Source organism: Nostoc sp. KVJ3 (assembly GCF_026127265.1).
Taxonomy (GTDB): domain Bacteria; phylum Cyanobacteriota; class Cyanobacteriia; order Cyanobacteriales; family Nostocaceae; genus Nostoc.
This window is the reverse complement of the sequence record NZ_WWFG01000002.1, coordinates 2,302,987-2,323,956: the sequence shown is the minus strand read 5'-3', so window position 1 is coordinate 2,323,956 and position 20,970 is coordinate 2,302,987. Positions and strand designations below refer to the sequence as shown.

The window sequence follows — 20,970 nt, the reverse complement described above, 5'->3', positions numbered from 1 at the left end:
GAGAGTTTAATTCATAAACAGAGAACAGCAACAGTAATGTTGTCATGTCCACCACAATTACGGGCAAATTCTACAAGAGTGCGAGATATGCCGATCGCATCTTGAACGGGCGATCGCTGCACTAAGTTAGCTAAATGTGCCGCATCTAAGGTATAGTTCCACAATCCATCACTACACAAAATCAGATATCCAGAACCAGGAATAGTAAACTTCATAATTGAGGGAACAGCATCCTCAACGGCATCTGCTCCCAGCCAGCGCGTAATTGCATGAGCTTTGGGAGATAGTTTAGCTTCTGCTTCGCTGATTTTTCCGGCTGCGACTACTTCAGTTAACCAGGAATCATCCTGAGTCAATTGTTGGTAACTGTGAGCAGAAATCCAGTAAGCGCGACTATCACCTAACCAGCCAATAGTAGCGATACCTTCTTGAACAATTGCAGCCACAATAGTTGTAGATGGTGGTTCCAAATCTCCACTATTTCTATAAGAAATATTACATACATTGGCTAAAGCAGTAGCAAAAGCTGATTTAATTGCCGAAGCGGAATTTTCCCCTGTTTCCCACGCATTCGCTAGAGCCAGACAAGTACTTTCAGCAGCAGTTTTAGCAGCTAAATCAGGTTTTTCGGAACTAGAAACTCCATCACAAACTACGAGAATATTCGGCTGATTGCCATTGAGTTGTTGTAAAGCGAGGAAATCTTCATTGCGGCTATGTTTGAGTCCGCGATCGCTAACTCCGGCTAGCTGTGAATTAATTATTATTTCTAACCAATCATGCACTGGTGGTTCTTGACGAAATCCACATTGGCAACAGTAGCCTTCATGATCGATTCCTGCACCACATTTTTCACATTTATCGATCGCAGTTGGCGGTTTACTAGCCGTTAAGGGTGTACCGCATTCTTCACAAAATTTATCATCAGCTAAGATGGATGCACCACATATACACTGCATAAATTCCCCTCACTAGGTTTAAATTAGGGTTCTGGGACGTACCCGATTAGCTTCATCGACTAAAGAGATTTTTTCGTCTTTAGTTGCGAGGTGCGCCATGTCGCGTAAGGCTTTTTCCAATCCCTTTCTCAGATGCACTTCTTGTAATGGTTGTCCCAAAATTGTTAAATCAGCAGCAGCTTGGAGTTGGCGTGAGGTGATTAAATTGAGAGCAGTTTCTAATACTTGTTTAGTCAGGCGATAGCGATCGCTACCAACTAAAGTCAATGCTTCAATGGCCACAGAAGCGGCTTTGAGTTCTTGAGTACCTGGAGCCGAGCGATCGCCATTGATTAAAGTTCGGGCAATTTCGACTCGCGCTCGTGTATATAAATTAGAAGTTTGCGGAATATTTTCTAAAGCTGCCACAGCACCGTTGCGATTTCCAGTGGCACAAAAGCAACGTGCTAACCCAAAAGCTGCTGATACATAACTCGGATCGGTGCGGGACACCAAATTGTACATCTTAATCGCTAATTGGTAATTTTCGGCAAGTTCTGCGGCTAACGCCAGCGCCAGTTTCGGAGCTAACTCTCCTGGTAAATCAAAATAAACTTGGTCAAATGCTTTCTGCGCCTCTGTAGGTTTATTTTGCGCCATCAGCGATCGCCCACGATACCAAAAGCTCCGCCAATCCCAAGGATCTTTGGCTACAACTTGGGCTATAGCTTGTTCTGCTTCTTCGTAATCATTGGTATCAATTAAGCTATTTGCCAAGCGCAACAAGGCTTCAGTTGATTTCGGGAATTGTTTGACAACAACATCTAAACCGACGGCTCGCTGGACTGGATCGGCGATCGCGCTGGCATTTAGGACTGCATTAAAGCCCGGATCGCTAGCATCTAATATGGGTATCGGTAATTGCTGATATTCTGGCTTAATTGGTTCAAAACTTCCACTGTGGGTAATGGCCAACATATCGCCACCAAACAGGTTACTGGTGGCGGGACGAGGAATACTGGTAGAAATGGCAACAACTTCCCGCAGTACACCCAATAACTGATCTGCCATTTCATCGGCTGACTGAAATCGGTCATCAGGATTTTCGGCGGTGGCTTTAATCAGAAAGCGATACAGTGATTCTTGTTGGGCAAATAAAGGTTCTTCTTGGGGGCTGGGAAGTGTGTATAAATGTTCCTTACTAAAACCTTTAATCTCAGTAAGCAACACCGCCAAAGTTCTGCCAATGGTAAATAAATCGGAAACCATTGTTGGGCCTTCGCCGGCTTCAGGAGCGCTATAGCCGACTGTACCGTAAATATCACCATCGGGATCGTCAACGCGACGGACACCACCCAAGTCGATTAATTTCACGTCGTTGTCTTCGATCATGATATTATCTGGCTTGAAGTCGCAGTATACCAACCCCAAGGAATGTAGATAGGCAAAAGCTCCCAAGATGCGGTGAATATATGCGATCGCTTCTGCTACGGGTAATGCCCCGCGAGTTTTGCGGATTTCTTTGAGGGTTTTACCGCCCACATATTCCATGATGATAAAACCTTCATTACCGTGGTTGACGAAATTATAAATTCCCACGATATTAGAGTGTTTTACTACTGCTAAGAATTGTCTTTCTGCCACGGCGACGGCTGCACTGGATGCGTCTTCGCTGTTGAGCAATCCCTTCAGTACTACATAGCGAGATAAAGTTTTATCGAAGCCTAAATAAATCCATCCTAAACCACCATAGGCGATCGCTCCTTTAACTTCGTATTGCCCGACAACTACATCGCCAGGCTTCAGAGTCGGAATAAAAGAATACTTCTGCCCACACTTGCTGCAAAATCCGTTTTCTCGTCGCAAAGAATGATTGCAATTACTACAAAAGCGTTTATTCTCCGGCACCATTGGGTTAGTAAGAATCGCTTTTTCTGGTTCCGTTGAAGGTAGTTCTGGTACAGAAGTTAATCCTGCTCCTAGTTGTCTGCGGCTACTACGGGCAGAAGTGCTACTAGTACGCCGCGAACCCTTGGAACGATTGGTTAATGGAGACGAGCCTGTGGCTGTGGTAATTGGTGAACTTCTGAGTGTAAGTGAGGCATTTTGCTTCTGGCTGACATCAACAGATTTTAATGCTGCTAACCCACAGACATTACAGTAGTCATCCTCAATAGTGCCAGTACATCCATTCCGCAGACAGCGAAGACTGTTCATTGAAGTCTCCTAAATCTATAGTCATAAATCATTGTTTATTCTTCTCCCGATCTTTTTCACCAGATATCTGCTTTATTGTTCCCCTAAAATTGGCTGTTTAAACGTTTTTCATATTGGGAAACTAATTCCGATGCCTTGTCTAATGGAGTTGGGCGGATATAAAGGAGTTGCGTTGCTTTTTGGGCTAAATCCACCAAGGTAATATCTTCAATCAATCCCCGCGCTAAGGCTTTCGCTTTGAGGGCATCCAGTCGTCCACGTAACTCCCGACGAGTTTGTAATAAAGTACTATTAGCTGTGTATGTCTGTTGCTCTACAGTTATGTATTCTTTGGCTTTGGCTATCCAATTATCTAAACCGAGCATAACTGGACTAACTAAACCCTCCTCTAGCTTGTTTTGTAAGCGTGTGAGCCATTGGCTAAGGGCATCTATCTGCTCTTGGGCTAATGGAGTTTGCTTTGTTAGATACAAAACTTTTTCTTGGCTTTCCATAAAAGCAGCAATAGATTGTGAGTGAAGTCTAATTAATTGTTCTAATAAATTGTGAGCGATCGCTACTTTCTCTTGTATCTGAGCCTGTTGTTTCTGGGCTTGCTCTAAGACTAATTTAACTTGTGCCAACAAAGGTTTGAGTTGCCGATCTATCTCTGCACTCACTCCCAAAGGATCTTGCTCAATTCTTTCTCGTAGGGAAGCGATCGCTTCATGAGCTTGTACCAGTTCCCGACAAGAGGCTTGATTGAGTGATGCGGCTAAGTTTTGCCCTAAGATAATTTGCGATTCTGCATCTTGGAGTATAAATTCTAGATTTGTCCAAGCGGCATCAACCGCTAAAACTGCATCTCTGGCCACAGAAAAAGCCTGAGTCATTACTTCTAATAATTGTGCAGGAGCGATCGCGTTTGCTTGTTGAGTCACAGTCAGTAATTCTCTCTGTGCTAATGGCGTTTGCACAACATACAGATGAATCGAAGTGCCTGTTAATAGTTGTTTAATTTCATCAATTTTTTCCTCTGTTGCCAAAAATCGTGGTAATTGCTGCCGCAATCTACTGGCTCGGTCTATTGTTTGCACCAATAGGTCAAAGTACTGAAATAAATCGTTCATTGCCTCCAACGCTGGAGTCACTTTTTGAGCAGTAATGCCTGTCAAATGAACTTTAGGAAAACCAGGAATCCCACAAAGGCGTTGATATACTGGGAGTTCTTGTAGATCAAACAGGTTTTGGCTAACTACTTGAATTTTATTTTTCCAGTCAGCTAAGAGTTGATCAACAATTTTGGTTGTCATAACGAGTACTGATGTATAAAAGGCTTAGTGGCAACATTGCCCTCGATTCTATCTTTACTATTGTTAATGGATACGGGATTGTTGAGCAACTTTAGTTACACGGCACCATAAAAAACCAACTCTAGCCAAAAGGCGATTTAACTCTTGTACTCCAGGAACTTGTCTCCACAATATTGTTAATACTGCTGCCACCATGAACGATAAGTTTAAAATTCTATCTCGTAATCCTAACTGTTTGTAATATTTTTGTTGAGCGAAAATAGCTGGAGTCAATAACGCTTCTAATTGTTGAGAAATCGCCTCATTATCTATAGTAGGAGTATTATGTTTGTGCGCTTGGTCAGAGTTTTGTTTTTGTCGCTTGGGCATAATGGTAGACCAAACTTTTCATTACCTCGTTTGATAATTGAATTTACCTAACAATGCTGCCCACTTTTTACGTCGTTACAATACTTTTTCATCTCCTATAAAAGCGTTTTCTTGAGATTACTTTGAAGATTTGTCATTACAAATGTTGTTGAATTTTCTGGCATGGTTTCTGGATCAGTAGTTATTTCCCAGTAAGTTATGGCTCTTTTTTTACCATAAATTATTTCCCTAATGTATCTAACTTCTGATTTCTGATTGCTAAATGTTCTTTCAAATTTACATCACTTATTCGCACTAACGCTCTGTCCTGCTGGCAACCAGAGGCAAAGATGATTGATGAGTTACTTTTTGTGTTTTCACTTTAGATCCTCCAACTGAACATAGAAACTTGCACGTATATTGGTAATCTTTACTCTTTTCTGATTGACCAAGGTTTGTATGACAACAGATTAAATGAAACTGTACAATCGAGCGCTGCTACCAGGACTACAGGGGGATTCATAAGGCAGATGTTCATAGAGAATTGGTATTAGCAAAGCGTTCTGCTAAAGGTGGTATCATTACCAGAGGATTGCTTAATCCACTAAATACATAAACATTGTCTAATCCTGGAACACCACCAATTACAGGAAATTGATTACCACTAAATGCCACTAAGCAATGATGCCAAGTTCCTGGTAAATTCTTCAAAGTTGGTAACACTTCCCCGACACTTTCTCGCAACCATTTTTCACTCGCTTGTGAGTTTACCTTGGCATAAGGATCTGTGAGAACGCGGCTAATTTGACCCAAGCGTAAACTGCCATCTTGAAATTGAATTGCGCCAGCATCTAAAATCGCTGGTACTGGTTCATTACCTGGCTGATCCCAAAATTCATCGACTTGAGCGGATTGGGCTTCTAATTGAAATCGTTGCACATTTGCCGGCATAAGTAAGGTGCTTAACCTGATATCAACTGGTGCAATTTCAATTATTTCTGCGTGGGTAAAATATATTTTAACGGAAATACCAGATGCCTTTAATAGTTGACGGCTAAGTCCACCTGCACAGATAACAACATTTGCACTGTGGTAAGTTGCAGTGGTGGTTTCTACACCACTTTCTAATATTTGTAATACTTGGGTAATTTGCACTTCACCCCCACCACGCAAAAAAGCTTGAATGTAAGCTTGTGCTGTTTTTTGTGGATGAATATGACCATGTTTAACAGTTAAAGCACCAGATATCGCCTGTTGATTTAAGAGTGGTTCCAGTTCAGTAGCTGCTTCTGGGCTAAGTAAATGCGGTACATCTGCACAATTATTATAGGATGCAGCGATCGCTTCTGGGTCACTAGAAGCTGGAATAGTCAGTAATAAATCTAATTCCCGAAACTCGATATCAGCGTCTAACTCAAGAGATAGGATACGATAGCGATCGCTTGCTTGTTTGCACAATTGGCGAGTAAATGCTGTAGTACCTGACCAATAGGCAAGCCCCCCATAACTATAACGAGTTGCATTCTGTGGTATTTCATATTTTTCCACCAGAAGTACGTCAGAGCCTACTTTTCCTAATTCATAAGCAAGCGCAGCACCCGTAATCCCACCACCAATTACAATCCAGTCGTAAGTTTTCATTGAAGTTAGCCTTGCTAATTTAGAAAATGAAACTCAAAAATTTAACGTCTCAAACACTTCCTCTGTGTGGCAGTCGCTTATGGGCAAACCCTCTTCTCCAAGAGTTGGGGCTAGCCTCTGCGTTTGGGAGAAGACCGCGCTGCTTACCTGTGCGTGATCCAAATTCAGATTTCCACTCAGCAACACCTGTCTAATATGTTGCTTGCAACCGTTGTAAAAGATATTCTCTTGCTAGAATAGGCGGATAAATAGGGGATTCTCCTTTTTGGCAACTCTCCAAACAAGCAATCTCTACATCATCATTAGGATGACAAAAAAAAGCAATAGAATACCGAGACTGGTTCACCCTATCGTCATTAGGAATGATCGCCCGATGGTGAGTTGAACAAAACACATGATTTGTCCACCTCTGCATTAAATCACCAGTATTGACTATAACAGTATCAGGAATTGCAGCTGCCTCAATCCATTCTCCATCTGTTGTTCTTACTTCGAGTCCGCTAACTTTATCTTGGAAAAGTAAAGTAATACTGCCATAATCAGAATGTTCTCCAGCACGCACTTGTCCGGGTTTGGGTGGTGTCTGCAATGGGGGATAGTGGAGCAAGCGCAAGGTATGATTATATTGATTGTGCTTTGTCGTCAAAAAATCTTCAGGCAATTCCAACGCCAAAGCAAAGGTTTGCAATACTGTGTTAGCTAATTTTGTGCAACTATTATAGAAGACAACAATACAAGCATCCATCCCAACAGTGCCTTCCTTGTTGACATTAAACGCCTCTTTCAAGTCACCTGGTTTATTGGGGGCAAGACGTTCTCTTTCAAGAGCAACATATCCTGTATTACAAAATTCATCACTCCAAGGTTGCTTTTGCTTAACTTCTAAAGGTTGTTTAAAAAAAGATTGATTGTAGCTAAACACTTCCTCTATTAAGTCTTTTGAGATTCCCGAATTTTGCAAGTAGATGAAACCGATTTCATGGCAAGCTTGATAAATTTGTTTCACAACAGCTTGCCGATTTGTTGCATTGCTATGAGTGAAAGCACTTAAATCAATTACTGGAATTGTGACCATTGATTATTCAAGATATTCCGTTAACAGTTAACAATTATAAAGATTCAGTTTGATACTCCTGTAAAGATGTTGCACTTGTCAATACCCTTAGACCTGAATTCTGACCTCATAAAAGCTCCTGTGTATGAAGCGATCTTGCCAAAAATTACAATTGCTGACCATTTTTTGGGAATAGAAGACCCACAAATAGATCGAACCAAGCGGCATAACTTAATCGATATCATAACGATTACCGTGTGTGCTGTGATTTGTGGGGCGGATGGTTGGGTGGCAATAGAGACTTATGGATGTGCCAAGTATGAGTGGTTAAAAACATTTTATTAGACGGTAAAACAACAGTCGAAACTCGTTATTTTATTAGTAGTCTTGAAGATAACGCTGAACAGTTTGGTAATTCTATTCGCAGTCATTGGGGAGTTGAGAATTCATTACATTGGGGAGGCAGCGCGTTGCGGGGGTTCCCCCCGTTGTAGCGACTGCCGTTATTGGATGTCGCCTTGAGGGAAGAGGACTGTCGGATTAGAAAATATAATGCTCCGCAGAATTTTGCAATTCTTAGACATATTGCAGTCAATCTTTTAACTCAAGAGAAGCGTGTCAAACGCGGAATCAAAAATAAACAGTTTCTTGCGGCGATGGATAACAAATATTTACTAAGTATTTTAGCGTTAGCTTAAAATACTACATCAAAACTTGAGTTGAATGTTTTACATAAAAGTTTTATTTATTCTCTAAGTAAATATATTTTTATATAGCTCATAATTGAATTATTTTAGTATTGATGATTAGTCATTCAGTTGAAGATAAGCTAATTCACATTTGAAAAAATATGGTTCTTCAGTACTTATTATGCTAAATTATTAGTTACAAATCCAAAACAATATTAAAAATTGTATTAAAAGATTCCTAAAAGCATTGCAATCATTGACATAAAATAAAATTTGTTGTTAACTGTAAATCTAATCAGATTATTTTTTTGGTAAATTTACGGTTATGGTTCATAAAAATGATATAAAAATCCTCACAGAGCTTCTTGATTTAGATGACATAAAAGTAATATCACATCGTCTTCATGAGGGGATTGGAATAATTTTAAAAACTGAATCGAAAAAATTAGATGCTAATTGTCCTAATTGTGGCACAAAAAGCCATAATTTACATCAAAATCATCGACATATTATTAAAGATTTACCCTTTGGAGATAAACCAGTATTTTTAGAAATAAATAGGCGACAATTCAAATGCAGAAAATGTCAAAAACCATTTAGTGAACATCTCGATTTTGTGAGGAAGAAAAGAACTTATACAAATTTCTAATTCTCTTAAACATTCCTAATAGTATCTCGATTCCATCCTAATTCTGATTGTGCAATCTTTTGCCCTCCTAAACCTAAGCCCTGAACTGTCTGTGCCATAAAGAAAGCGTTTTGCTGCACCTTTTAATTGAAATGCAGTTTCAATTAACAACTTTTTGAGAGAATCAGTTAATACTATGGCCATCAGTTACCACACTCAAAAACAAGCGTCATTATTTAAATTACTACAAAAGGGGAATGAAGTGGCTGCCGTAGGCAGCCACTTCATTCCCCTTTTAAAATGATTATCATTATTGCTGATGGAATAGTTTATTTTCTGGAAGTCCCTTGAATAAAGTTCTGGATAATCTGCTTGTTTTTATTGATATCGCTCATCAGCTTTTCTCCATAGAGTAATTTTCAATTGGTTTTAATAGGTACTTTATACCCAGCGACGCACTCGTGCCTTGTAGCGTAAGTATTCATCGCCAAATTTACGCTCCAAGTAACTTTCTTCGCGCTGAACAATCCCGATTTGCACAATCACCAAAAGGGGGAATAATAGTAGCAATGCCCAGAGCGCACCCAATAGCAACGCGATACCGATGTAAAGCAGCGTCAGAGACAAATAAATTGGGTTGCGGCTTAACCTAAAAACTCCATCCGAAACGATCGCTGTTGTCGGACGTGAAGGGTTAACCTCTGTCTGTGCGCGATTCATCGTCCGAAAAGCTGAAGTTACTATCAAACCCGCGCAAATAATCGCTAATACTCCCAAAAATAGTGCTACAGATCGCGATAAAAAGTCGATTGGAAACATGAAACTAAGTACTAATCCGATTAATAATGTTCCAGCATAGAGTGCTGGCGGAAAAGCAATTACTCCAGGATTATCCGATATGTCCTCTTCCATGATGACCTACCTTTTTGTAATGATTTTGCTAATAATGCTATGAGAACTTGATGGTGGATTTGTCCAGGATCTTTGTTCTATCTGCCTTCTGCACGCAGACTCCTAAGCTTTTGGTATGGCAGCCAGTTGTTCGGCAATCACTTTGGCGTTAATTTCATCGGTCTTGGCTGCCTGCCAATAGGCATTAAGCTTTTGATACTTGCTGATGAGATCCGAGTGGTCATAGACCGATAACATTAAACTGACTATATTGAGTATGGGAACGAGGGCACAGTCAGCGGTTGACGGTCGATCACCCACTGCCCAGACATCATCGCTCAGGTAATGATCGATATATGACAAGCCCTGATCCAGAATTTCAAATTGAGTTTTAACCACGTCCTCATTGCGATTGGCTGGATCTCGCATACCTCTTAAAGCAAAGATGGATGGTCGAATATGAAAATCTGGGAGGCGCAAGAACAAACGAACACGGGCTAAATCCTCAACATCAGTCGGTCGCAAAGATGGTGTTGGGAAGACATCTTCTAGATATTCAAGGATCGTTGCTGATTCTGGGAGTGCAAAACCAGAGTCCAATAACAAAGTCGGCACCTGTCCCATAGGGTTCACAGCTAAATAGGCATCACTTTTAATGCCGCCTTCTGGCGGTGGGACAATTTCAATGTTTAGACCTTTGCGATAGATGGACAATCGCACGCGGGCGGCAAAGGGTGAAATAGGAACACTATAAAGTTTCATGCGCCTCACTTTCGATGATTGGGTTAATGGAGCTTGGAAATGCAATCGTTTGAATCGTGAAATTGCCCTTCGAGATCGGCGATTCGTCGTTCGAGATTTTCGATGCGATCGCTCAGAATGGAATGGCACGCTTGTAAAGGGAAAATCGTTGAGGTAGCAGGGGAGAAAGAAGAAATTTTAGGCAATTGCGTTCAGATTCATGTTGCTGACTCCTTGACACAAGGTGCCGATGATTTCTTTGAATGCTTATCATCAACTGTCAACATAGAGAAATTAAGTGCATATACACTTTTTGGAGCAAAATTTTAGACTTAACGCAAGAGTGCTGTTGCTTCCACTAAATGCGCCAACAAAGTGTTCCATCGTTGCTGTCCAAGTGCTGTCTCAACCATGCTTTGAGCCTGTTTCCACAATGGTAAAGCTTTCACTAAGACAGCTTCTCCAGCTTCAGTCAAGGCAATTATACGAGTTCGCTGGTCTTGCCCAGGTTCGGATTTTAACCATCCTTCGCGTTCAAGGGGCTTAAGACTCCTGGTTAAGGTCGTGCGATCCATCACTAACATCTTGGCTAACTCGTTGACCGTGGCTGATTTTGCGATCGCTACAGCAGCCAGAATGGTGAACTGAGTCACTAGCAATCCGCTCGGCTTAAGTACTTCGTCAAAGTGTTGTGTCATAACACGAGAAGCCTTTCGGAGATTGAAACAGGCGCACGCCCAAGCCACTTGACCTAGAAGATCAGTGTTGATTGGGTTACTATCTTTATCCATAGGTTAAGTGTATATGCACTTATTTTTGATGTCAAGTGCCGGCTAAAAACCTAGCGTGGCAAAACTTACTAGAGAAGAGCGGAAATCCTGTAATCTTGACCTTGTAGCGAAATAATGGTGCAAAAACTTGGCATGAAATTGTTTAAAACCAGAGGCAACATCGTTTGAAGTACTCGATTGTGTTCAAAAAAATGCCCCTTGTGCGGTCAAGCAATGTGGAATGATCCAAGACACTGAAAATCTGTTTGACAGAGAATAATTTGTGTTCCTCCTTTAACAACTATTCAGTCCTGGAAATATGGGAGCAACGATATAAATTCTGGCACAAATGAGCGAAATCCATCTTGTAGTAGATATGCAAAACGGGTTTATGCCTGAGAAATGCAGACATATTATTCCTACTGTCATTAAACTAATTGAGTGTTTTTTAGAGACTGGTAAACTCGTTGAATTCACAAAATTTATCAATACTGCTGACAGTAATTATGTGAAGCTAATTCATTGGTCAAGCTTGATACATGAACCAGAAACGAGCATTATTGATGAACTTCAGCCATATATACATAATATTTTTGATAAACCTTATTACTCCCGGTTCGCCCATTTTAAATTGAGTTAGAAAAAAGCTGAACGATTTAATAGGGGTTATAGTTCATAGTACAAATGTACTATAATATCGACTTTGTGCGTAGTTTACTGCCGTAGGCATCGCATAAAAATAGAGTTTTTAGAGCAGGGTGGTAGTTCAAGGTAAATTTAGGGGAATGGCTAAAACCATTACTAAACCTAGATTTTCCGGTTTTCGGCAATTTCTCAAACTCCAAAAAAATGAGCGAACCGGGAGTTATTACTCGGCATTTACGGAAAATTTTTCGAGTTTTATTTTGATTAATCAAATCAGCAAAATATATTTTTGTGGAGTTGAAACTGATAGCTGTATTTTCAAGACAGCAATTGACTCTTTTGAGCGCGGTATTGAACCAGTAATTATCGAGGATGCTTGCTTTAGTGCTGGTGGTCAGCAAGCGCATGATGCGGGTATTTTCTTACTCAAACGTAATATAGGAAAAAACCAAATTCAGATGAGCGATCAGGTGATTGAGAAGATGTCATAAGCTGTTCCACAGAAACTATCCATTGTGAGAAAATGTTCACTTGACTTTAAATAGGCACGGCTTTAAGGAGTAACAGCGATGGAAACGCGATTTTTAGGAAAGTCCGGTCTTAAGATTTCGGTTCTCAGTTTCGGTACAATGACATTCGGTGGTAGCGACTTTTTCCAAGAAATTGGGGCGACTCAGGTAGACGAGGCGCAGCATCTGATTGATATTTGCCTTGATGCAGGTGTCAATATCTTTGACACAGCAGATGTTTACTCGAATGGACTTTCTGAGGAGATTCTTGGTAAAGCTCTCGGAAAGCGTCGTTCTGATGTAATTATTGCAACTAAGGCTTATGGTCGTATGGGAAAAGGAGCAAATGATACTGGATTGTCACGTTATCATCTGATTCGAGCCTGTGAGGACAGCCTACGTCGATTAAACACAGATTACATCGACCTCTATCAAGTTCATGGTTTCGATGCTCTAACTCCACTAGAAGAAACGCTTCGCGCCTTAGATTCACTTGTACGTAGTGGCAAAGTTCGCTACATTGGCTGCTCTAATTATTCAGCTTGGCATTTAATGAAGGCGCTGTCTGTATCAGAGCGTTTGAACTTGGAGCGCTATGTGTCACAACAGGTTTATTACTCGCTTGTGGCGCGAGAGTTGGAATTTGAACTAATTCCTCTAGGTTTAGATCAAGGTGTGGGTATCTTGGTGTGGAGTCCGCTTGCTTTTGGTTTCCTCTCAGGTAAGTATCGTCGTGGTCAGTCCCAACCGGAGGGGACACGACGAGCAAAAATCGGTGATATTGGTACTGTCAGTGACCTGGAAAAGGGGTACGACATTGTGGAAGTTCTGCACGAAGTGGCTAATAACCGTGGTGTCAGTGTTGCTCAAGTTGCGCTCAACTGGCTGTTACGTCAGTCTGGTATTACATCCGTTATTATCGGAGCGCGGAATGAACAACAACTTCGAGACAACCTTGGGGCTGCTCAGTGGGAGCTAACATTAGAGGAAGTAAATCGGCTCAATCAGGTTAGCGCCACCGCGCCAATCTATCCTTACTGGCATCAGCGCAAGTTCGGGGCTGAACGCATTCCACAATAGAAATATCCTCGTTGCGATCGCATGAGCTTGGTGCGATCGCTTGGGGTTTCCTCTCTACGAGACGCGCTACTCGCGTTGGCTTGTAAAAGTTGAAGTGACAGCGCTATGTTCAAAGGTTCTGGCAATTTGGCATCACAACTCTGTGAATTGCTGTTGAAATGAGATATCAACAGAACAGTCACAAATCGCCTAAGTTGACCCAACGCTGTAGAAGAACAAGAGCAGCCAACTCACAGCGCTCGGTCGGGAGCAACTCTTGTAGACGCTGCGCGTAGTCAAGATCCCCGCAGGGGTACGCCACAACTGGTTAGTAATGTACTAGAAAACACATAGTAATAGATAAGCCTATCTATCCGTGCGATCGCTTATCATTCTTAGAGGATGCATAGCGATTGCACCTGAAAGTGGTTTGTGTTTTTGCGCTAGCTTTCGGGTTTATACAAACTAAGTAACTCAAAGCTAAATATATACATACTAGAGTAGTAGATTAGTTAACTCCTGTAGTAAGGCAATGTCAAACCCATACAGTAATAAAAAAAAGATTCGAGGTTGGAAAAAACATATTAGAAAAATTAACTATTGGAAGAATTACAATCTCACCCTAGATACAGCAAAATTGCACAAGTCTCAACGAGATTATGTCAAGGTCACTATTGACCCTTGGTATCGCTTAGTAAGAAGGAACCCTCCCATTTGGTACAACCGATTAATACTAGAGGCTTTAATAGAGATTTATTTAAATTGGCATAAAACACTTCAGGAGTGGGGAGAGCCTTTTTACTTGAAGATATGGTTGTTTGACCATCATTTTATCAACTCTCAAGTTGTAGCAGCGACTGGAGATTGGATTGTTGGATATAACAATACTTTTATAAAGAGCAATGAAGCTAGAACGTTTCCATTTGAAAAATATAAAATTCACAACTTCAGTCTCGAAAATTTTCAGTGGGAACTCCACGTTGAAGAGAATTATTTTTATGAAAAGATTGACCAAATAAGTGAAGCAGAAATTAACAAAATCAAACAAAAAGCTTACAGGTCAGGTTTTCTCCAGAATGGTGATAGGTACTTTGCTATTAAAACAGGAGATGTTTGGATTGGAACGTTACACACGCTATATTAGAGCAACCATCAAAACCGTTTATGGTAGACCCTCTGCGCCATCGCTTGACTACCCATTAAATTACTTTACCTAATACTGTCTCAACACGGGTGGTAAATTCGGATGAGCGTAGGCGTAGCCCACCGCAGGTATCGCCTTCTTTAGTTTCTTAGAGGAAACCCTAAACTAGGTAGAGACTTCCGTATCGCTATATCTCATCGTCATTCAGACTTTTCACCTCGGTACTTAAAACCGGGTTTTTTTGCGTCATCGCCGTGGGAGCATCAATGGAGATAGAATGCTTTCAGGCATAAAATACACCAAGTCTGCAAAATGAGAAATCCGTGCTTGTCTAACTAATATCAGCAAGGATGTGGCTTTTTTCTTGCAGATAGTGCAATTTTGCTTTGTTAATCGCGGAACGGACTGCCTGTTTAAGTTCTACTGGTCTAAATGGTTTTTTACAATGTTCAAAATACTCAAAAGGCTTTGGAAATTCATCGATAAAATGTTTTTTTGCACCCGACATAACTACAAGGGGAACAAATCTTAATGTCGGATGAGCTTGAATGTACTCCAAAAATTCCCAAGCACCCAGAACTGGAAAATCAATCAAGATGATGCTAACTCTGTGACATTTGAGGAATTTTAAAGCATCACGTCCATTATAAATGTACATCTCAAAGTAGTGTGCAGGCAGTAAGTTAAAAAAGCCCTCAAACAACCATTTCATATCTTTAGAATCTTCAATAACCAGAATATTATGAGAAGTCATAATTTATTACTCGAAGTTCGCCCTTTTTTTTTGAAGTTAGAGAAATTGATAAATAACGTAAGAATAACGGTTTGGGAGAAATCAGATTTTTGGATGGTGACAAACGGTGAAGCAATACCCAAGATTAATTCACAACGCTGGCGATCGCAAAGCACCAACAATCACGGTTCACCATCTGGTATAAACGCTGTAACCCCTATTTTTCAGTTCCGTCTTTTTTCTAACCGCCTATAAAATGAGCGAACCAGGAGTAACAAACTCACCTCTTGGAGTTCAACTCAAATTACAGAGGAGGAACAAGAGGATTCTGATGGAGAAACATTCAGCCTTGACTTTGATTTGTAACGGGAATGTATTGGTAGGGCAACGCATCTAAATGACTCTTGATCACAACGAAGGTTGAGAACCAACGAAAAAATCTTTCCTTTCGCGTTTAATTATTTTTTAAGCCCCAAAGCGATAGCCTAAAAATTTCGCAATAAGCAAGAGTTAATGAAATTATTTTTAAGTCTATTGAGAATAGACTTTACTTATTGACATGATGCGGCCGCCCTGAATGTATTGGCACAAGAATGCAACAGGTTTAGCACAGTAAGTTCAAGATTTAAGTTTATAATTCAATCCGACTTCAAGACTTTGAGTTTAAGCAAGCAAAGTAGGCCAGTTAATCTAATTTTTGAAAGGCACGATTAATTACAGGACATCGAAATTATGAAGCAAGGTGGCATGAATGAGGAGGAATTTGAATATTATGAAGACAATAATCCAGCACTGTCTAAAATCATACAGCGTAACATTCGGACTCTGATTCGCCTTCGACTTCAGGCTGCTAATAAACGAAATCTACAAGACCGAATTGCGGATATGATTACCTCTTTTTCAGGACATATAGTTTTTGTTTACGTACATATAGTCTGGTTTGGAGCTTGGATTGTTTTGAACACGGGAAGAATCGGCGTGCATCCGTTCGATCCATTCCCCTACGGACTATTGACAATGGTAGTATCTCTGGAAGCAATTTTTCTGTCAACATTTGTGTTAATTAGTCAAAACCGTCTGAGTGAAGAAAGTGAGTATCGAACAAACTTAAATTTACAAATTGCACTACTGACAGAGCATGAAGTCACACGAGTATTACAAATGCTTGATGCGATTCAAGACAAAATGGGCATTGATAATGATGAAGACAGTGAACTTGCCGACTTAGAAATGGAAACCAAGCCCGAAGATGTACTAACTGAAATTGAGCGGCTTCAGCAGTTAGCACTGAAGAGAAAAAAGCTGATTAAACGTAATTCTAGATAAAGACTTTTTTCAATTTGATTGAGCGCAACCCTCTATAGAGAGATATCTTTTTAATCCCCTCAAATAGTACTCAGCGATGCCTACGGCTGTAAATTACGCGCTTTTCACTCTTGCAGCTGCTAACTGTAAAATCCAGATATTCAAGGGACTGATTTTTGTAGTGCAGATTTGAAAGATACATCATTCCTGCTAGATAATCTTTTTCTGATTAAGCTTTCGGATTTCTGCAATTACACCATCAAGCCCACGATTGCCATAAATAATTAGCAATCGTTCCGCAGATAAGTAACTTAGCACAGGGTTACGAAATTTTTTAATATATGTTGTATCTGTAGGATTATAGCCAAACTGGGGAGCGATCGCTTTCAATTGCTCTTGAACAGTGGTAACAGCCGGAATTGATAAAACAAAATCGGCATCTGACAGATTATGCAAGGCATATTCAGCCAGGAAGTTAGTAAGTGAAGAATTTGTACTCAGCGCGAAACTGCCAAGCTTACGGACTATCGGCAAACGTAGATGGTTTTGCTTATCCATGAATAAATAACCTTGAGTCACGGGGTCAATTCCAGCAATAATTGCAGCCGCACGTAACCAGTTAACTACCTTGTACTCGTTACCGAGAGTGGGAGATGAGTGAGCGCAAGCTTGAGTAATCACAAACTCTGGGGATAACTTTCGCTTCATCGTCTCTGCCAAACTGATGATGTGATGACCACCAGTTCTAGAATCGCCCGACGCACCATAATTGTCTGTTTGACCATTGCCACCGAAGTTCAACTCCTGAAACTCAGTGCCTGAAGCATTCCACTGAAAAACTATTGACTTAGCCCAGTCATGCCAGATTGGTGCTGCAATTAATAGGTCGTTACTGATATAAATGCTTGAATCTACTTTGGTTTCACTATCTGGATTGACAATTGGTAAACCATTACTGTTTGTTTGACCATATATTAGCCGATAGTTACTCGCAAAGCTCAAATTACTAATATTATTAAACGCTTCATGTATTGGTAGTCCTCCGGGATAAGCATGGTGACTGTTATTTCCACTTCCAGGTGCAGAGAAAAAAGACTGGGGAAGTTGGGGGCAGACACTACCATCATTGCTAACTGGTGGGAAAATTCCAGCTATTAGTCCACCTGGAAAGGTCATATCGTCCGCAGCATCTACCAAGCCGACTTTGAGCAATTGCTCTACAATCTCCTGCTTTTTACCATGAGTTAATCCTGATCTATGCATGATACAGGTTGTGGGATTATCAATTGCATCAAGTGTGGCTTTTCTCAGTTTGATATCTTTTATTTTCTCTGTCTGGTTTACCAAAAAAATTTTTGCTGACTGCACTAACGGGGATTTTTCAGCAAGCCTAATCGCTTCAGTATTACCCGCTCCCAATACCTGTTGGTTGGTGTTATTGCTTATGACATCAGAGCCTTTGAGTTTGCCTTGTTCCTCCTCTGCTCGTAAAGGTGTGAGCAACAATAATAAGCTCAAGCATAAACTTACTAATAATAGAAGATGAGATGATTTCATAGAGATTATCAGCCTTTAATTACAAAAGATTAATCCTCTATTGCAGTTGCCTCTCTTAAACTTACTTCCTAGAGGCAACCGCAACTTATTTAGGTGTAAATTGGCCCATGTGAATCTTGACTACGAATGGGGAATTCTACGAATCCCACTGGATGATGAGTAAAATGCAGTACAGACAACCCGGGATTATCTTCTGTCGCATAGGCCATAGATGCGTCTATGTATTCACCCTGTAACCGTGCTAGTTCTCCTGCGATGAATGGTACTGGATCTACTAACCCTTCATTATCGCCGAAGCGAATAGCCACAAAAATTTCATTGCTCACTTCCAGTCCTTCTGGAAATCCCTCAGTATACTCTACCTGAATATTGCTTAAAATTAAATGCTGATGATTCGCACCATGATGATTTTCTGGAGCCGGAAACAATTTTTCAATATCCCCAACTACTCGAATTAGTGGTGCGCCCAATGAATGCTTGAAACGATGATGATTGAGAAATCCTGTTGCTTTGGTAAAGTTGCTCATAAAACGCTACTTTTCAGAGTTGTCAAGTTTTATTAGGCACTTTCCAGTCAATCATGAAGCAAGCCTTTCAGAAGTATACATAAGATACAAATTTACAAATCTACTAATTGCGGCTAAATATTTAGTGATTGCTGTTGACAATCTTTGCATCCTAACAATCTTCTCACTACTCCACCCACAAAAAAGGAGAGCAACACTTTTTGATATCGCTTGGAATTCTCCTGTTGGTAGAGATGCTTGAATAAAGGCATTCAGCCTGTAAATATCCTTGTAGCGAGCGGTATAACCAAATAAATTAACCCGCTATACTCCTCTGCTTAAACTTAGCTTAAACTCATGATAAAGAAATATTAATCTATCTGGTTTTTAGATAAACTTCAGATTTATTTAATATCTTTAACTCACTTATTTTTCAAACTACTTCATCAATCTGGAGTACAGTAAAAGCAAATAACTCAAACAGGACTGACTTATGTCGAAAAAAGTGAGTTCAGCAATTAACCCGACTTTCTTAACAGATGTAAATCATGGTGGAAAGAAAGGGCAACCACTTTTGATTGCAGAACAATTAGCTGAGTTTATTGATCGAGCAAAGTCAAATCTGCACATTGCAATCTATGATTTTCGTTTAACGGAATCAACCCTTGCAGAACCCGTAATTACAGCACTTAAGAACAAAGCCCAAGCGGGTGTCAAAGTCCGAATTGCTTTTGATCATGGAAAACCTGAAACTAAAACAGTTGATGCTTTTATCGCTAGTGGCAGTGATCCAGCACCGAAAGGAACCAAAGCATTCCTAGAAAGTGTATTTGAGGGAACTCAAGTTGAAATAAAGAGCATTGCTGGCTCAAAGCTGATGCATAATAAATATGTCATCCGAGATGTGAATACTCCTCAAGCAACTCTATGGACTGGTTCAGCCAATTTCACAGACGATGCTTGGACTTACCAAGACAACAATATATTGCAAATTTCTTCGCCGCAGCTTTGTTCATACTATGAAACTGACTTTCAGGAATTGTGGGTCAGTGGCAATATCAAGACCACGGGTGTTGGGGATACGGGTAAAGTTTATATTGCTTCTACAGAAGTTGATTTCGCCTTCTCCCCAGGAGAGGGTCAGACTATCGACCACATCATTTCTAGCTTGATTGGTTCGGCAAAAAAGCGAATCAAGATTGCTTCCATGATGATCACTTCTCATACAATTCTCGCTGCACTTGATGATGCCCTCAGACACAAACAGGTGAAAGATTTTAGTGGAGTATACGATGCTACACAAATGTCTCATGTGGTAAAACTTTGGCTCAAAACTGAAGCAAGTGTCGGTGTTGCTGAAACTTTTAAAGAGGTATCATCTCATCTAGTTGGGAAGCACTCCGAGCCTTATAAACCAGATAGCAAACACAATTTCATGCACAATAAGGTTGTAGTATGTGACAATATTGTGGTCAGCGGCAGTTTTAACTTTTCTCGCAGTGCCACACAAAATGCTGAAAATATCGTTGTGTTACATGATGAAAGCTTGGCAGAGCAATATAGCGATTACATTGACCAATTGCTGACGCACTATAGTAAAGTATAGTCACAGCAGTCACAACTATAGCCGGATGACTATCTTCTGAATGAACCCTTTATCTGAGCTATTCCATCTATTAGCTCCTGTTTATACGAAACGCTATGGTGAATTGCATAGAGAAATTGGAGACGTTTAACAACGAATGCTAACCCGTACTCTACGTGATTTGGAGAGAGATGGTCTTGTGAAGCGCAAAGTTTATTCTACTAATCCTCCGACTGTAGAGTATTCCTTGACATCACTGGGAGAAACTTTAGTTGAGCCACTTCGCCAGCTGTGTCAGTGGTCGATGGATCATTTTTATGAAGTTGAAACTGCCAGAGAAAGTAAAGACAATCATCTAGATAGATAAATGAGTATTTTAACTAATTGAAAAAATACATTTTATCGGCCACATCCAGGGATAGCACACCGCCAGATGATCAAGACCTTGAAGATATCTCGCAGCAAAAAGACCCAGGTTCAGCAACAATTACGGTTAGTGCTGTTGAAGTTCCAGAGTTGACAGAGGAAGAACAGAGCGATCGCCTATACCTAGAACGCCGTGTGGAAAGAGCAGTCTTTGAGGCGGGTAAGGCACTGGCACAATTGCGCGATCGCAGCCTGAAGAATGTGAACAGATGCAGTCCTTAAGCGATCGCATTAGTCGAGTATATTCCAACTCGCTGGAGGAGACAGTCAAAAATCTGTTGCAGTCGCTGGG

General features: G+C 40.6%; 21 protein-coding genes and 5 pseudogenes. 12 read left to right on the top strand and 14 right to left on the bottom strand.

Annotated elements, in window-relative coordinates:
* Positions 1-11: 11 nt before the first annotated feature.
* The 7 genes and pseudogenes from GTQ43_RS25925 to GTQ43_RS25895 form a co-directional block, all read right to left on the bottom strand.
* Positions 12-959 carry a PP2C family serine/threonine-protein phosphatase gene (locus GTQ43_RS25925; protein ID WP_265275562.1) on the bottom strand — a complete coding sequence of 316 codons (948 nt, stop codon included), beginning with the start codon at positions 957-959 and terminating at the stop codon, positions 12-14.
* A gap of 18 nt (positions 960-977) precedes the next feature.
* Complete coding sequence (locus tag GTQ43_RS25920) at positions 978-3,155, bottom strand: serine/threonine-protein kinase (RefSeq protein WP_265275561.1); 2,178 nt, start codon at positions 3,153-3,155, stop codon at positions 978-980.
* Positions 3,156-3,238: 83 nt separating this feature from the next.
* Complete coding sequence (locus GTQ43_RS25915) at positions 3,239-4,447, bottom strand: hypothetical protein (protein WP_265275560.1); 1,209 nt, start codon at positions 4,445-4,447, stop codon at positions 3,239-3,241.
* A gap of 75 nt (positions 4,448-4,522) precedes the next feature.
* Positions 4,523-4,759: pseudogene (locus GTQ43_RS25910) on the bottom strand (IS4 family transposase); the annotation flags it as partial.
* Between the two features lie 158 nt (positions 4,760-4,917).
* Positions 4,918-5,139: pseudogene (locus tag GTQ43_RS25905) on the bottom strand (IS701 family transposase); the annotation flags it as partial.
* Between the two features lie 190 nt (positions 5,140-5,329).
* The gene (locus tag GTQ43_RS25900; RefSeq protein WP_265275559.1) at positions 5,330-6,436 is read right to left on the bottom strand and encodes an NAD(P)/FAD-dependent oxidoreductase; all 1,107 of its coding nucleotides are present in this window, start codon (positions 6,434-6,436) and stop codon (positions 5,330-5,332) included.
* Positions 6,437-6,626: 190 nt separating this feature from the next.
* Complete coding sequence (locus tag GTQ43_RS25895; RefSeq protein ID WP_265275558.1) at positions 6,627-7,511, bottom strand: isopenicillin N synthase family dioxygenase; 885 nt, start codon at positions 7,509-7,511, stop codon at positions 6,627-6,629.
* A 132-nt stretch (positions 7,512-7,643) separates the two neighbouring features.
* On the opposite strand from GTQ43_RS25895, the pseudogene GTQ43_RS41840 reads away from it, so the two are divergent.
* The 3 genes and pseudogenes from GTQ43_RS41840 to GTQ43_RS25885 form a co-directional block, all read left to right on the top strand.
* A pseudogene (locus GTQ43_RS41840) lies at positions 7,644-7,829 on the top strand (transposase family protein); the annotation flags it as partial.
* A 2-nt stretch (positions 7,830-7,831) separates the two neighbouring features.
* Positions 7,832-8,188 (top strand): annotated as a pseudogene (locus GTQ43_RS25890) (ISAs1 family transposase); the annotation flags it as partial.
* Between the two features lie 316 nt (positions 8,189-8,504).
* Positions 8,505-8,828 carry a transposase family protein gene (locus tag GTQ43_RS25885; protein WP_414859137.1) on the top strand — a complete coding sequence of 108 codons (324 nt, stop codon included), beginning with the start codon at positions 8,505-8,507 and terminating at the stop codon, positions 8,826-8,828.
* 14 nt (positions 8,829-8,842) lie between these two features.
* On the opposite strand, the pseudogene GTQ43_RS25880 reads toward GTQ43_RS25885, so the two are convergent.
* The 4 genes and pseudogenes from GTQ43_RS25880 to GTQ43_RS25865 all read right to left on the bottom strand — a co-directional run.
* A pseudogene (locus GTQ43_RS25880) lies at positions 8,843-9,011 on the bottom strand (ISAzo13 family transposase); the annotation flags it as partial.
* 237 nt (positions 9,012-9,248) lie between these two features.
* The gene (locus GTQ43_RS25875; protein WP_265275557.1) at positions 9,249-9,719 is read right to left on the bottom strand and encodes a methyltransferase family protein; all 471 of its coding nucleotides are present in this window, start codon (positions 9,717-9,719) and stop codon (positions 9,249-9,251) included.
* Between the two features lie 102 nt (positions 9,720-9,821).
* Positions 9,822-10,589: a glutathione S-transferase family protein gene (locus GTQ43_RS25870; RefSeq protein ID WP_265275556.1), complete on the bottom strand. Its 768-nt coding sequence runs from the start codon at positions 10,587-10,589 to the stop codon at positions 9,822-9,824.
* A 182-nt stretch (positions 10,590-10,771) separates the two neighbouring features.
* Positions 10,772-11,137: a MarR family winged helix-turn-helix transcriptional regulator gene (locus tag GTQ43_RS25865; RefSeq protein WP_265275555.1), complete on the bottom strand. Its 366-nt coding sequence runs from the start codon at positions 11,135-11,137 to the stop codon at positions 10,772-10,774.
* 421 nt (positions 11,138-11,558) lie between these two features.
* Here GTQ43_RS25865 and GTQ43_RS25860 point away from each other — a divergent pair, with 421 nt between their 5' ends.
* From GTQ43_RS25860 to GTQ43_RS25845, 4 genes are all read left to right on the top strand, one after another.
* Complete coding sequence (locus GTQ43_RS25860) at positions 11,559-11,849, top strand: isochorismatase family protein (RefSeq protein WP_265275554.1); 291 nt, start codon at positions 11,559-11,561, stop codon at positions 11,847-11,849.
* A 145-nt stretch (positions 11,850-11,994) separates the two neighbouring features.
* The gene (locus GTQ43_RS25855) at positions 11,995-12,345 is read left to right on the top strand and encodes an isochorismatase family protein (protein ID WP_265275553.1); all 351 of its coding nucleotides are present in this window, start codon (positions 11,995-11,997) and stop codon (positions 12,343-12,345) included.
* Positions 12,346-12,423: 78 nt separating this feature from the next.
* On the top strand, positions 12,424-13,443 hold the full coding sequence (locus GTQ43_RS25850; RefSeq protein ID WP_265275552.1) for an aldo/keto reductase: 1,020 nt from the start codon (positions 12,424-12,426) through the stop codon (positions 13,441-13,443).
* 511 nt (positions 13,444-13,954) lie between these two features.
* Positions 13,955-14,566: a hypothetical protein gene (locus GTQ43_RS25845; RefSeq protein ID WP_265275551.1), complete on the top strand. Its 612-nt coding sequence runs from the start codon at positions 13,955-13,957 to the stop codon at positions 14,564-14,566.
* A gap of 331 nt (positions 14,567-14,897) precedes the next feature.
* Here the strand turns inward: GTQ43_RS25845 and GTQ43_RS25840 are convergent, their stop codons facing one another.
* Positions 14,898-15,320 (bottom strand): response regulator, encoded by a 423-nt coding sequence (locus tag GTQ43_RS25840; RefSeq protein WP_265275550.1) that lies wholly within the window; start codon positions 15,318-15,320, stop codon positions 14,898-14,900.
* Between the two features lie 93 nt (positions 15,321-15,413).
* Between GTQ43_RS25840 and GTQ43_RS25835 the strand changes: the two genes are divergently transcribed.
* Positions 15,414-15,554, top strand: coding sequence for a hypothetical protein (locus GTQ43_RS25835; protein ID WP_265275549.1), 141 nt, complete (start codon positions 15,414-15,416; stop codon positions 15,552-15,554).
* A gap of 477 nt (positions 15,555-16,031) precedes the next feature.
* Positions 16,032-16,625, top strand: coding sequence for a DUF1003 domain-containing protein (locus GTQ43_RS25830; RefSeq protein WP_265275548.1), 594 nt, complete (start codon positions 16,032-16,034; stop codon positions 16,623-16,625).
* A 189-nt stretch (positions 16,626-16,814) separates the two neighbouring features.
* Here the strand turns inward: GTQ43_RS25830 and GTQ43_RS25825 are convergent, their stop codons facing one another.
* On the bottom strand, positions 16,815-18,161 hold the full coding sequence (locus GTQ43_RS25825) for a hypothetical protein (protein ID WP_265275547.1): 1,347 nt from the start codon (positions 18,159-18,161) through the stop codon (positions 16,815-16,817).
* An 89-nt stretch (positions 18,162-18,250) separates the two neighbouring features.
* Positions 18,251-18,688, bottom strand: coding sequence for a hypothetical protein (locus tag GTQ43_RS25820; RefSeq protein WP_265275546.1), 438 nt, complete (start codon positions 18,686-18,688; stop codon positions 18,251-18,253).
* 472 nt (positions 18,689-19,160) lie between these two features.
* On the opposite strand from GTQ43_RS25820, the gene GTQ43_RS25815 reads away from it, so the two are divergent.
* The 3 genes from GTQ43_RS25815 to GTQ43_RS25805 all read left to right on the top strand — a co-directional run bounded on the left by GTQ43_RS25815 (position 19,161) and on the right by GTQ43_RS25805 (position 20,900).
* Positions 19,161-20,273, top strand: coding sequence for a phospholipase D-like domain-containing protein (locus GTQ43_RS25815; RefSeq protein ID WP_265275545.1), 1,113 nt, complete (start codon positions 19,161-19,163; stop codon positions 20,271-20,273).
* Positions 20,274-20,409: 136 nt separating this feature from the next.
* On the top strand, positions 20,410-20,619 hold the full coding sequence (locus GTQ43_RS25810) for a winged helix-turn-helix transcriptional regulator (RefSeq protein ID WP_265275544.1): 210 nt from the start codon (positions 20,410-20,412) through the stop codon (positions 20,617-20,619).
* 17 nt (positions 20,620-20,636) lie between these two features.
* A complete protein-coding gene (locus GTQ43_RS25805) occupies positions 20,637-20,900 on the top strand; it encodes a hypothetical protein (protein WP_265276597.1) in 264 nt (87 codons plus the stop codon).
* The last annotated feature ends 70 nt before the right edge of the window (positions 20,901-20,970 follow it).

Excerpts from the sequence above, each read along its gene's own strand:
- GTQ43_RS25900 (WP_265275559.1), bottom strand. The coding sequence starts at position 6,436 with ATGAAAACTTACGACTGGATTGTAATTGGTGGTGGGATTACGGGTGCT.
- GTQ43_RS25825 (WP_265275547.1), bottom strand. The coding sequence starts at position 18,161 with ATGAAATCATCTCATCTTCTATTATTAGTAAGTTTATGCTTGAGCTTA.
- GTQ43_RS25915 (WP_265275560.1), bottom strand. The coding sequence starts at position 4,447 with ATGACAACCAAAATTGTTGATCAACTCTTAGCTGACTGGAAAAATAAA.
- GTQ43_RS25830 (WP_265275548.1), top strand. The coding sequence starts at position 16,032 with ATGAAGCAAGGTGGCATGAATGAGGAGGAATTTGAATATTATGAAGAC.
- GTQ43_RS25920 (WP_265275561.1), bottom strand. The coding sequence starts at position 3,155 with ATGAACAGTCTTCGCTGTCTGCGGAATGGATGTACTGGCACTATTGAG.
- GTQ43_RS25855 (WP_265275553.1), top strand. The coding sequence starts at position 11,995 with ATGGCTAAAACCATTACTAAACCTAGATTTTCCGGTTTTCGGCAATTT.
- GTQ43_RS25845 (WP_265275551.1), top strand. The coding sequence starts at position 13,955 with ATGTCAAACCCATACAGTAATAAAAAAAAGATTCGAGGTTGGAAAAAA.
- GTQ43_RS25815 (WP_265275545.1), top strand. The coding sequence starts at position 19,161 with ATGTCGAAAAAAGTGAGTTCAGCAATTAACCCGACTTTCTTAACAGAT.
- GTQ43_RS25865 (WP_265275555.1), bottom strand. The coding sequence starts at position 11,137 with ATGACACAACACTTTGACGAAGTACTTAAGCCGAGCGGATTGCTAGTG.
- GTQ43_RS25820 (WP_265275546.1), bottom strand. The coding sequence starts at position 18,688 with ATGAGCAACTTTACCAAAGCAACAGGATTTCTCAATCATCATCGTTTC.
- GTQ43_RS25835 (WP_265275549.1), top strand. The coding sequence starts at position 15,414 with ATGGTGACAAACGGTGAAGCAATACCCAAGATTAATTCACAACGCTGG.
- GTQ43_RS25925 (WP_265275562.1), bottom strand. The coding sequence starts at position 959 with ATGCAGTGTATATGTGGTGCATCCATCTTAGCTGATGATAAATTTTGT.
- GTQ43_RS25840 (WP_265275550.1), bottom strand. The coding sequence starts at position 15,320 with ATGACTTCTCATAATATTCTGGTTATTGAAGATTCTAAAGATATGAAA.
- GTQ43_RS25810 (WP_265275544.1), top strand. The coding sequence starts at position 20,410 with ATGCTAACCCGTACTCTACGTGATTTGGAGAGAGATGGTCTTGTGAAG.
- GTQ43_RS25895 (WP_265275558.1), bottom strand. The coding sequence starts at position 7,511 with ATGGTCACAATTCCAGTAATTGATTTAAGTGCTTTCACTCATAGCAAT.
- GTQ43_RS25875 (WP_265275557.1), bottom strand. The coding sequence starts at position 9,719 with ATGGAAGAGGACATATCGGATAATCCTGGAGTAATTGCTTTTCCGCCA.
- GTQ43_RS25885 (WP_414859137.1), top strand. The coding sequence starts at position 8,505 with ATGGTTCATAAAAATGATATAAAAATCCTCACAGAGCTTCTTGATTTA.
- GTQ43_RS25850 (WP_265275552.1), top strand. The coding sequence starts at position 12,424 with ATGGAAACGCGATTTTTAGGAAAGTCCGGTCTTAAGATTTCGGTTCTC.
- GTQ43_RS25860 (WP_265275554.1), top strand. The coding sequence starts at position 11,559 with ATGAGCGAAATCCATCTTGTAGTAGATATGCAAAACGGGTTTATGCCT.